The sequence below is a fragment of the Agromyces sp. CF514 genome, assembly GCF_900113185.1.
Taxonomy (GTDB): domain Bacteria; phylum Actinomycetota; class Actinomycetes; order Actinomycetales; family Microbacteriaceae; genus Agromyces.
Genome location: NZ_FOZD01000001.1, coordinates 1,805,161 through 1,816,563 on the forward strand (window position 1 = coordinate 1,805,161; position 11,403 = coordinate 1,816,563).

9 protein-coding genes and 1 tRNA gene are annotated in these 11,403 nt (G+C 70.3%); 8 read left to right on the forward strand and 2 right to left on the reverse strand.

The features are described 5' to 3' along the window. Positions 1–93 precede the first annotated feature (93 nt). From BM342_RS07970 to BM342_RS08005, 7 genes are all read left to right on the forward strand, one after another. Positions 94–1,014 carry an endonuclease domain-containing protein gene (locus tag BM342_RS07970; protein WP_092964867.1) on the forward strand — a complete coding sequence of 307 codons (921 nt, stop codon included), beginning with the start codon at positions 94–96 and terminating at the stop codon, positions 1,012–1,014. A gap of 185 nt (positions 1,015–1,199) precedes the next feature. Continuing rightward, positions 1,200–2,480, forward strand: coding sequence for a phosphopyruvate hydratase (gene eno / locus BM342_RS07975; protein ID WP_092964868.1), 1,281 nt, complete (start codon positions 1,200–1,202; stop codon positions 2,478–2,480). Between the two features lie 85 nt (positions 2,481–2,565). Continuing rightward, positions 2,566–3,267, forward strand: coding sequence for an FtsB family cell division protein (locus BM342_RS20180; protein ID WP_255368608.1), 702 nt, complete (start codon positions 2,566–2,568; stop codon positions 3,265–3,267). Then, positions 3,264–3,857 (forward strand): DUF501 domain-containing protein, encoded by a 594-nt coding sequence (locus tag BM342_RS07990; protein ID WP_092964871.1) that lies wholly within the window; start codon positions 3,264–3,266, stop codon positions 3,855–3,857. Before BM342_RS20180 ends, BM342_RS07990 begins: the two co-directional genes overlap by 4 nt. Continuing rightward, positions 3,854–5,119 (forward strand): S8 family peptidase, encoded by a 1,266-nt coding sequence (locus tag BM342_RS07995; protein WP_092964872.1) that lies wholly within the window; start codon positions 3,854–3,856, stop codon positions 5,117–5,119. The genes BM342_RS07990 and BM342_RS07995 overlap by 4 nt, the downstream gene beginning before the upstream one ends. A 34-nt stretch (positions 5,120–5,153) precedes the next feature. Continuing rightward, positions 5,154–6,587 carry an NAD(P)/FAD-dependent oxidoreductase gene (locus BM342_RS08000; RefSeq protein ID WP_092964873.1) on the forward strand — a complete coding sequence of 478 codons (1,434 nt, stop codon included), beginning with the start codon at positions 5,154–5,156 and terminating at the stop codon, positions 6,585–6,587. 50 nt (positions 6,588–6,637) lie between these two features. Next, a tRNA-Leu gene (locus tag BM342_RS08005) sits at positions 6,638–6,711 on the forward strand. Positions 6,712–6,778: 67 nt separating this feature from the next. Here BM342_RS08005 and BM342_RS08010 read toward each other — a convergent pair. Beyond that, on the reverse strand, positions 6,779–9,514 hold the full coding sequence (locus BM342_RS08010; protein ID WP_092966686.1) for a cation-translocating P-type ATPase: 2,736 nt from the start codon (positions 9,512–9,514) through the stop codon (positions 6,779–6,781). Positions 9,515–9,730: 216 nt separating this feature from the next. Between BM342_RS08010 and msuE the strand changes: the two genes are divergently transcribed. Further along, positions 9,731–10,324, forward strand: a complete 594-nt coding sequence (gene msuE, locus BM342_RS08015; RefSeq protein WP_092964874.1) for an FMN reductase — start codon at positions 9,731–9,733, stop codon at positions 10,322–10,324. A 94-nt stretch (positions 10,325–10,418) separates the two neighbouring features. Here the strand turns inward: msuE and BM342_RS08020 are convergent, their stop codons facing one another. After that, positions 10,419–11,345, reverse strand: coding sequence for a Ppx/GppA phosphatase family protein (locus tag BM342_RS08020; protein WP_092964875.1), 927 nt, complete (start codon positions 11,343–11,345; stop codon positions 10,419–10,421). Between the last annotated feature and the right edge of the window lie 58 nt (positions 11,346–11,403).

An 11,403-nucleotide genomic window follows, 5' to 3' on the forward strand; every position in this document is an offset into this window, starting at 1 on the left:
CGGATGGTCGCCATCTGCGACGCCGCGATGGTCGTGTTGCGGGGCTGTGGAGAGCTTGCCCGCGAATCGCGGGGGTCCAGCAGCATCGATGACATGATTCCCGCGTCCAGGCTGCCCTCGCATCTGCAGGGTGCCGCGTTCCTCGCCTCCGACGTGCACTTCCACGAGGCGACGCGAAGCCGACTCCGCGGACGTGACGTGCAGCGTCCGTTCACCGGGGTGCGCGCCGTCGGGCTCGACCTCGAGGCCGTGCTCGATCGCTGTCGTGCCTACGAGCCATTGTTGCGACAGGGCGATGCCTTCAGCCACGAGACCGCCGCGGGGTTGTACGGCCTTCCCCTTCCCAGCCCTTCGCGATTCGTGCACGTCCTGGCCGGAGTCGGCTCGGCGCGATCGCGTACCCGAGGAGTGACCGGTCATACGACCCGCACGGCGGTTCCGATTCGGGTCGTCCACGGGCTGCCCGTCGTGCCACCCGCCATCGTGTGGTGTCAGCTCGCGGCGTCGCTGCGGCGGGAAGATCTCGTGGCCGTCGGGGACGCCCTCGTGACCGGGCGGCGCGAAGGCCGGAATCGGGCTTCGGCGCTGGCGACGTTCGACGATCTCCGTGGTGCCGTGCGGATATGGGGCAGCGGGCGAGGTGCACGCAATCTCGCTTGGGCGTTGTTCCGCGTTCGCGTCGGAGCGGAGTCGAGACCCGAGTCGCTCACGCGGCTGCTGCTCGTGGAGCACCACCTGCCCGAGCCGATCGCGAACGATCCGACCTCCGTACGCGCCGGACTGGTCCTGCATCCCGACCTCAAATGGGAGCGCTGGCGAATCGTTCTCGAGTACGAGGGCGACGGGCACCGGACGAGTCGATCGCAGTGGCAGCGCGACATCCGTCGTCAGCGCGACTTCGAGGCCGCCGGATGGGCGGTCATCCGGGTGACGTCACACGACCTGTTCGTCGACCCCGCGGCCTTCATCGCGCGAGTTCGAGACGTCATCGCACTGCGCTGTCGGGACAGCTGACCCCTCGAGAAGTCTCAGATGGCGATGATGCGGCCCTTGGAGTCGCCATCTGCGACTTCTCGAGGCCCTGTGCGAGCAGCGCGGCGGGCGACGTGGAACGTCATGCGTGAGCGAGCCTCACTAGACTGGCCTGCGGATCACGACGGAGTCGTCCAACGCACACACCCATCACAGAGGAGTTCACTGTGGCATTCATCGAAGCTGTAGGCGCACGCGAGATCCTGGATTCTCGCGGCAACCCGACCGTCGAGGTCGAGGTCCTGCTCGACGACGGCTCGCTGGCCCGGGCGGCGGTGCCCTCGGGCGCGTCCACCGGTGCGTTCGAGGCGTACGAGCTGCGCGACGGCGACAAGAGCCGGTACCTCGGCAAGGGCGTGCAGAAGGCCGTCGAGGGTGTCCTCGACGTGCTCGGCCCGGCTGTCGAAGACCTCGACGCGAGCGACCAGCGCCTCGTCGACGCCGCCCTCATCGAGGCCGACGGCACGCCCAACAAGTCCAAGCTCGGCGCCAACGCGATCCTCGGCGTCTCGCTCGCCGTCGCGAAGGCCGCGGCCGACTCGGCCGACCTGCCGCTGTTCCGCTACCTCGGCGGCCCGAACGCGCACGTGCTGCCCGTTCCGCTGTTCAACGTCATCAACGGGGGCGAGCACGCGGACAACGGCATCGACATGCAGGAGTTCTTCCTCGCACCGATCGGCGCCGACACCTACTCCGAGTCCCTGCGTTGGGGCACCGAGGTCTACCACACCCTCCGGGGCGAGCTGAAGGCCGCCGGGTACGCGACCGGGCTCGGCGACGAGGGCGGCTTCGCCCCCGACCTGCCCAGCAACCGAGAGGGCCTCGAGTTCCTCGTCAAGGCGATCGAGAAGGCCGGCTTCACCCCCGGCAAGGACATCGCGCTGGGTCTGGATGTCGCGGCGACCGAGTTCTTCAACGACGGCGTCTACCGCCTCGACCAGAAGGACTGGTCCGCAGACCAGCTCATCGGCTACTACGAGGAGCTCGTCCGCGACTTCCCGATCGTCACGATCGAAGACGCGCTCGCCGAAGACGACTGGGACAACTGGAAGAGCCTCACCGACGCGCTGGGCTCGAAGGTGCAGCTCGTCGGCGACGACCTGTTCGTCACCAACCCCCAGCGCCTCGCCGACGGCATCAAGCGCGGCGTCGCGAACTCGCTGCTCGTGAAGGTCAACCAGATCGGCACGCTCACCGAGACTCTCGACGCCGTGAGCCTCGCGCAGCGCTCGGGCTACACGGCCATGCTCTCGCACCGTTCGGGCGAGACCGAGGACACCACGATCGCCGACCTGGTGGTCGCGACGAACGCGGGTCAGATCAAGGCTGGCGCGCCCGCCCGCAGCGAGCGCGTCGCCAAGTACAATCAGCTCCTGAGGATCGAAGAAGAGCTCGGCGAGTCCGGCGTGTTCGCGGGTCGCTCGGCGTTCCCGCGGTTCACGGCCTGATCGGCTCCGACTGCACAGACTGGCGGGGGTGGCCGAATGGCCGCCCCCGCCGGTTCGCGTCCGGGCTCAGATGAGGGGAGGGACGATGGCGAAGAGACCGACGAGGCCGTCGACCGGCTCCCCGAAGGCGCCCACGGCGTCCTCCAGGAGCGCCGCCTCGGGTGCGAAGCCGTCGACGCGGTCCACGGGCAAGGCCGCGGGCCAGACGGGCACGTCCGCAGGCAAGGCGACCGCCAAGGGCGCGGCCAAGGGAGCAGGCGAGGTCACCGGCAAGCCCGCCCGATCCGCCAGGGTCAAGAGCGCGGCGACCTCACGTGCATCGTCGCCGCAGGTCGCGCCGCCCCGGGCGACGGGGGGCCGCGGCGCAGCCGGGTGGCTCGGCGGCATCCGATTCTCAGGTTTCTCGCTCATCATGATGGGAGTCCTGGTGCTCGCGGTCGTGGTGCTCGCACCGACGATCGCGCAGCTCGCCGAGCAGCGCCAGCAGATCGCCGAACTCCAGGCCACCGTCTCCCAGCAGGAATCCGACGTGCAGCGCCTGCGCGACGAGCGTGAACGCTGGAACGACGAGACGTACATCATGACGCAGGCGCGCGAACGGCTGACGTACGTGATGCCCGGCGAGGTGAGCTACCTGGTGATCGACGACCGCGCCGAGGCTGCAAGGGCCGACGCCGAGACCCCGGTCTCGGCCGAGGTCACCGAAACGAAGGGGGACTGGATGCGCACCATCCTGTCGTCCGTGATGACCGCGGGCCTCGCGCCCGCCGCAGGAGGTGCCGGATGACTCGGCCGCCGTTCGAACCCGTGACCGAGCGGGACATCCGCATCGTGTCCGCCCAGCTCGGCCGTGAGGCGCGCAACGTCGTCGGCATCCCCGCACGCTGCGTGTGCGGGGCGCCCACCGTCGTGGCGACGTCGCCGCGTCTGGCCGACGGCACGCCGTTCCCGACGTTCTACTACCTGTCGCACCCTGCGGCCACGGCCGCGATGTCGTTCCTCGAGGCCGCCCAGCTCATGGTCGAGGCCAACGAGCTGCTCGCGAGCGACGAGACGGTCGCTGCGGGGTACGCGCAGGCGCACCTCGACTACCTGGCCGACCGCGAGTCGTTCGGCATCGTGCCCGAACTCGCCGGGATCTCCGCGGGCGGCATGCCGACCCGCGTGAAGTGCCTGCACGCGGTCGTCGCCCACACGCTCTCCGCAGGGGCCGGGGCGAACCCGATCGGCGACCTCGCACTCGAGCGCTCGACGTGGTCGCCAGACGTGTGCCAGTGCCCCGACTACGGCGTCGACGACCTCGAGACGGGCACGGGCGCCGACACGGGCGCGAGCGCCGGCGCCGACGCGGGCACGAGCGGGCGCGAGTCGGCGTGACCGGGTCGCGCACGATCGGCCGGCTCGCGGCAGCCGTCGCGGTGGGCGTCGTCGTGGCGCTCGTCGGGGCCGCCCCCGCGCAGGCCGACACCGTGCGCGACTACCAGTACTGGCTCGCCGACTACGGCTTCACGACCGCGTGGAACACCACCAAGGGCAAGGGCGTGACGGTCGCCGTCATCGACACCGGGGTGAACGGCAACGTCGCCGAGCTCCGAGGGGTCGTCAAGGGCGGCACGGATGTCTCGGGCATCGGCACGCCCGACGGCCAGACCCCGGTCGGCGACAACCCCGATCACGGCACGATGGTGGCGTCGCTCCTCGCCGGACGCGGAACCGGGGCCGGCAACGGCGTCATCGGCGTCGCGCCCGAGGCCGACCTGCTGGCGGTCTCCGTCGCGTTCGGCGTCGAGACGGGGGCGACCCAGTCCAATGACGACCAGATCGCCGAGGCCGTGCACTGGGCGGTCGACAACGGCGCCGACGTCATCAACATGTCCCTGACCCGCAACACCCGCGACTGGCCCGAGAGCTGGGACGACGCGTTCATGTACGCGTTCGAGCACGACGTGGTCGTCGTCGCCGCAGCCGGCAACCGCGGCAGCGGCACGAGCGAGGTCGGCGCACCGGCGACGATCCCCGGCGTGGTCGCGGTGGCCGGGGTCGACAAGGACAAGAACGCGAGCTTCGACGCGAGTTCGCAGGGCATCACGCTCGCCGTCGCCGCCCCGAGCGAAGACCTCGTCGGGGTGCTGCCCGACGGGCAGTACGCCGTGTGGGACGGGACGAGCGGCGCCGCTCCGCTGGTCTCGGGGCTCGTCGCACTGATCCGCGCCGAGTATCCCGACCTCGATGCCGCGAACGTGATCGAACGGCTCATCAAGACGGCGGACCCGCACGGTCACGACGTGCCGAGCCCGCTCTACGGGTTCGGCATCATCGACCCGGTCCCGGCGCTGACCGCGCAGGTCGAACCGATCGCCGAGAACCCGCTCGGCAGCATGGCGGCGTGGATCACGCTGCACCGTCGAGCCGACACCCCGGTCGACACGGATGCGCCGGAAGCGCAGGAGATCGTGCCGATCGCCGATCCGCCTCCACCCGTCGATGTCGAGACGCAGACGCTGCTGCCGACCCCGTGGACGCTGGCCTACATCACCCTGCCGCTCTCACTGGTCGCCGGGTTTGGTACGCTAGCAGCGCTGTTGGGCATCGGTGCCGCTCGGCATACCAGGCGGGCCGCTCGCGTACGCGAGCCGTGATCGCAAGCATCAGAAACTGAGGAGTCCATTCACCGTGCCCAAGATTCTCATCGTCGGCGGTGGCTATGCGGGGTTCTACACGGCGTGGAAGCTCGAGAAGTGGCTGCGCGCCGGCGAGGCCGAGGTCACGATCGTCGACCCGCTGCCGTACATGACGTACCAGCCGTTCCTTCCCGAGGTCGCCGCAGGCTCGATCGAGCCGCGCCACGCCGTCGTCGCCCAGCGTCGTCACCTCAAGAAGACGAACGTCGTCACCGCGAAGGTGACCGGCATCGACCACGCGTCCAAGACCGCGACCATCACCCCCGAGGTCGGTGAACCGTGGCAGTTCGACTACGACATCGTCGTCGTCACGGGCGGCGCGGTCTCGCGTACGTTCCCGATCCCGGGCATCGCCGACAACGCGATCGGCCTGAAGACCATCGAAGAGGCCGTCGCCATCCGCGACCGCGTGCTCACGAACTTCGACAAGGCGTCGAACCTCCCCGCCGGTCCCGAGCGCGACCGCCTGCTCACGTTCGTCGTGGTCGGCGGCGGCTTCGCCGGCATCGAGGTCTTCGCCGAGCTGCGTTCGTTCGCGAGCTCGCTGCTCGAGTTCTACCCGCAGCTCTCGTTCGACGACACCCACTTCCACCTCATCGAGGCCATGGGGCGCATCATGCCCGAGGTCTCGCTCGAGACCAGCCACTGGGTCATCAAGCACCTCGCGCAGCGCGGTGCCGAGATCCACCTCGACACGCAGCTGCAGAGCGCGGTCGACGGCGTCATCGAGCTCTCCACCGGCGAGAGCTTCGAGTCCGACCTCATCGTCTGGACCGCGGGCGTCATGGCGAACCCGGCGATCGTGCGTACGAGCGACCTCCCCGTCGAGGAGCGCGGCCGCATCAAGACCCGTGCCGACCTCCGCGTGGGCGACGACGACGACATCGTGGCCGACGCCTGGGCGGCCGGCGACATCTCGGCGGTCCCCGACCTCACGGGCGGCGGCGTCGGAGGCTACTGCGTGCCGAACGCCCAGCACGCGGTGCGTCAGGGCAAGCTGCTCGCGAAGAACATCGTCGCGGTCCTGCGCGGCGAGGAGCCCAAGCAGTACTTCCACAAGAACCTCGGTGCGGTCGCCGGCCTCGGCCTCGGCTCGGGCGTGTTCCAGTCGGGCAAGATCGCCCTCAAGGGCCTCATCGCCTGGTTCGCGCACCGCGGCTACCACGGTCTCGCCATGCCGAGCTGGGAGCGCAAGTTCCGCGTGTTCTGGGGTTGGTGGAACAACTTCTGGCTCGGTCGCGACCTCGTCTCGCTGAGCGCCGTGCAGCAGCCCCGCGCGCAGTTCGAGGCGTTCGCGGCTCGCCCGCGTCCCGCGGTCGCAGCTGCTCCGGTCGAGACGAAGGCCGCGCCCAAGGTCGAGGCGAAGGCCGCGCCGAAGGCGAAGGCCGCGGCGAAGCCCAAGGCCGAGGCCGCAGCCTCGAAGTGAGCTTCGAAGCGAAGTAGGTTTGACGCGGCGTCGCCTTCGGGCGGCGCCGCGCTCCCGTAGCCCAATCGGCAGAGGCAGGCGACTTAAACTCGCCTCAGTCTGGGTTCGAATCCCAGCGGGAGCACCGCTCGATCAGTGAGCCCGGCCAGCCGGCCGTGCGGGCCGCACTCGCCAGCCCCGCACCCGACGGCTCAGGCGTTGCGAGCCGCGGCGCGGCGCCGCCGGATCCACTTGTCGCCCTCGACGACGACCAGCAGGATCAGGGTCAGCCCGATGCAGCCGAGCCACTGCCAGCCGGTGAGCGACACGGTGCCGAGCATGCGCTGCAGGAACGGGATCTCGGTCGACGCCACGATGAGCAGCACGGGCCAGACGAGGATCTTCGCCACGGCCGCGATCGGCGGCAGGAGGCCCGATTCGGGCGTGCGACGCATGAGCACCGCGCTCAGCACGGTGGCGAGGCCAAGCACGACGTACGCCATGGTCATCGAGGCGGTCGGTTCGACGGGGCTCGGGGCATCCGGTCCCCAGACCAGCGGCACGAGCGCGATGAGGAAGATGACCGCGCCGTAGACCAGCCACTCCACGAGGGAGACCGGGTTCACGACGCCGATCTTCGGGTCGCGCGGCGGGTGGTCCATGATGCCGGGCGGGTTGGCGTCGGCGGCGATCGCGAGCACCGCGAACAGCGCGACGAAGAAGTTGATGAACAGCACCTGGGCCGGGAACAGCGCGACGCCCTCCGCGATCGAGAACGCGCTCGCGGCGAGGAACAGCATGATCAGGCTGAGCAGCTGGGTCATCTGGAACCGCAGGTAGGCGGTGATCTTCGAGTAGACGATGCGGCCGAGCTCGACGGCGTGCACGAGGGTCGCGAAGTTGTCGTCGGTGAGCACGAGCTTGGCGGCCTGCTTCGTCACCTCGGAGCCCGAGCCCATGGCCACGCCGATGTTCGCCTGCTTGATCGCCGCGGCGTCGTTCACGGCGTCACCCGTCATCGCGACGATGGCGCCGCCCTGCTGCAGCAGCCCGACCAGGCGGAGCTTGTCGTCGGGGGTGACACGGCCGAAGACGTGCAGGTCGGGCAGCCGCTGCGAGAGCTCCTCGTCGCTCATGCGCTTGAGGTCGGCGCCGCTCACGGCTCCGGCGCCGAGGCCCAGTTCGGCGCCGATCGCGCCGGCGGTGACCGCGTGGTCGCCGGTGATCATGCGCACGTCGATGCCCGCGCGGTGGGCGATGTCGACCGCGGTCTTCGCCTCGGGTCGCAGCGGGTCGACGATGCCGACGATGCCGATGAGCGACAGGTCGGCGACCCACGACATCGGGTCGGCGACGACCTTCGCCTCGTCGGCGTCGTCGAGGAAGCGCGCGGCGATCGAGAGCGTGCGCAGGCCGGTCGCTGACATGCGCTCGAGCTCCGCGGTCGCGGAATCGGATGCCACGGGCACGACCTCGCGCGACTCGCCGAGCATCGTCGTGCAGCGGGCGAGCACCACGTCGGGTGCGCCCTTCACCAGCAGCACGAGCCGCGTCTCGCCGCGGACCGGGATGCGCTGGAGCGTCGCCATGAACTTGTAGTCGGAGTCGAACGGCACCTCGGCCAGGCGCGGGTAGTCCCTGCGTGCCTGGTCGGCGTCGATGCCGAGCCGGGCGCCGAGCACGACCAGCGCAGCCTCGGTGGGGTCGCCGACGACTTCGCCGTCGGCCGAGACCGTCGCGTCGTTCGGCAGGCTGATCGCGAGCCCGAGCGTGGGGGCGTCGAGCGGCTCGTCGGTGGCGCCGAGCACCCGCCCGTCGAACGAGTATCCCTCGCCCGTGACCCGGTAGGTGTTGCCGCCGAACCACGCCGTGCGCACCGTCATCTTGTTGAGCGTGAGGGTGCCCGTCTTGTCGGAGCAGATCGCGCTCGTCGCGCCGAGCGTCTCGACGTCGTTGAGGGAGGCGACGATCGCGCGCTCCTTCGCCAGCTTCGAGGCGCCCCACGCGAGGAGGCTCTGCACGAACACGGGCAGGCCCGTCGGGATCGCGGAGATGGCGACGGCGGTCGCCAGGAAGAGCAGTTCGTCGAGGCTCTGTCCGCGGGCGAAGCCGATGAGCACGATGACGAGCACGGCGCTCCACGCGATGATGCCGAGCACCTTGGTGAGCGAGTCGAGCTCGAGCTGCAGCGGGGACTTCTTGTCTCCGACCTGCGTGAGCAGTGAGGCGATGCGGCCCATCTGGGTGCGCATGCCGGTCTCGACGATCACGACCCGCGCGGTGCCGCGCGTGACCGAGGTGTTCTGGAACACCATCGACGTGCGGTCTGCCAGCGCCGTGTCGGCGGGGTTCTCGCTCGGGCCCTTGGGGATCGGCAGCGACTCGCCGGTGAGCGAGGACTCCTGCGTCTCGAGGTTGGCCGAACGGAGGATCCGGCCGTCGGCGGGCACGAGGTCGCCCGACTCGAGATCGACGATGTCGCCGGTCACGAGGCCGGTCGCGTCGATCTGGACCAGGGTGCCGTCGCGGATCACCCTCGCCTTCGGCGTCTGGAGCTTCGCGAGCGCGTCGACGCTGCGGCGGGCCTTGACCTCCTGCTGCGTGCCCGTGATGACGTTGAACAGCACGAGCACCGCGACGATGATCGCGGTCGTGACCTGCCCGATGAGCAGCGACACGATCGTGACGGCGATGAGCATGAGCGTCATGAGCTCGAGCACCTGGCTGAGCGCGATGCGCCAGACGCTCGGGGGAGGTGCGCTCTGCAGTGCGTTGGGACCGAGGTCGGCGAGTCGGCGGGCGGCCTCCTGCGCTGCGAGGCCCGTGCGATCGTCCGTCGTGAGCTCGGCCGTCACCTCCGAGGGAGGGAGGGCCCACCATCCGGTCTCGGTCGGTGCACCGCCCCCGGGTGCGGCTGCGGCTCCTGCAACGGTCGACTGTTCGCTCATGCCGATCTTCCCCCTCGACAGTGAGCCCCGAGCGGTGCTCGCGATGATCGTATCGTCGCGAATCGCGTCGAGGGAAGACATCTGCACGCGTTGCGCGACCACTTCGCGACGAGCCGACGCGTCATCGGAGGACGCACTGTGAAGGCGTGTTGCTCCCGTTTACTGCGGGTGTCACGGCCGATTCCGGTGCCGGAGACACGGGGTTAGTGTCGCCCCATGCCCAGCATCAACATCGTCGCCGTCTCCGGAAGCCTGCACGCACCGTCCAAGACCACGGTCCTCACACGCGAGATCCTCGAGGGGTTCGCGACCGCGCTCCGATCGGGGAGCGGCCGCGATCTCGAGATCGAGACGCACCTCATCGAACTGTCCGAGATCGGGCCCGAGTTCGCGGGCGTGCTCAGCCGAGACGCGCTGCCGCCTGCCGCCGAGGAGGCGCTGCGCCGCATCGAGTCGGCGACGCTGCTCATCGTCGCGAGCCCGGTCTACCGGGCATCGTTCACGGGGCTGTTCAAGCACGTGTTCGACTTCGTCGGGCAGTACGCGCTCATCGACAAGCCCGTGCTGCTCGCGGCGACGGGCGGCAGCGATCGTCACTCGCTCATCCTCGAGCACCAGTTCCGTCCGTTGTTCTCGTTCTTCCAGGCGCTCACGCTGCCGATCGGCGTCTACGCGAGCGACACCGACTTCGTCGACTACCAGGTCGACTCGGCCGACCTGCGCGCGCGCATCGACCAGGCGATCGACCGGGGCCTGCCCGTCGTGCGCAGCGCGGTGCTGCCGGTCTCGGAGTACGTCGGCACCTGGTGACCGAACCAGCGGCATCCGCGAACGGACGACGGATGCCGCGGGCGGGCCCTGCCGGCTCTGGTGACGGTTGCCGCGGCATCCGTCACCGACGCGTTCAGGCCATGCGGTCGAGGCGCCGCAGGATGAGCCCCTCACGGAGCGCCCACGGCGAGACCTCGAGCTCGTTCACGCCGAACGCCCGCATCGCCTCGGAGAGCACGACGGCGCCCGCGACGATCTGGAACGTGCGGTCGGCCGTGATGCCGGGCAGCGCGGGCCGTGCGTCCGCGGGGATGCGTGCCAGGCGGGGAATCCAGTCGTCGAGTCCCTTGCGGCGCAGGATGCTGCGCTCGTCGGGGCCGACGCCCTCCTCGGTCCAGCCGGCCAGGCGTGCGAGCGAGCGGATGGTCTTCGACGAGCCGACGACGTGCGAGGGCTTCGGCAGCCGGGCGAACTCCTCGAGCGCGGGCCGCAGCACCGAGGCGGCGTGGTCCCGCAGGCGCTGCACCTGTTCGGGCGTGGGCGGGTCGTCGGGGAGGAACGCGATGGTCGAGCGCCCGGCGCCGAGGGGGAGCGAGCGCGCGACATCCGGGATCTCGTCGATGCCGTTCGCGATCTCGAGCGAACCGCCGCCGATGTCGAAGAGCAGGATCCGCTCGGCCGACCAGCCGTACCAGCGACGCACGGCGAGGAACGTGATGCGGGCCTCGTCGGCGCCCGAGAGCACCTGCAGCTCGACGCCGGTCTCGGCGGTGACCCGCGCGAGCACGGCCTCGCCGTTGGCGGCCTCGCGGATGGCGGAGGTCGCGAACGCGAGCAGTTCGTCGATGCCCGACTCGCGGGCGACCCGGACGGCGTCGCCGACGGCCGTGAGGATGGCCTCGACGCCGTCGGCGCCGATCGAGCCGTCGGGTTCGAGGTAGCGCATGACGCGCAGCACCGAGCGGTGCGAGGCCGCCGGGATCGGGCGCGCGCCGGGGTGCGCATCGACGACGAGCAGGTGGACGGTGTTCGATCCGACGTCGAGGACTCCGAGGCGCATGCTGCGAGCGTAGTGCTCGACCGATTCCCTCCGTGCGCGCGTCGGACTGCGCGGATGA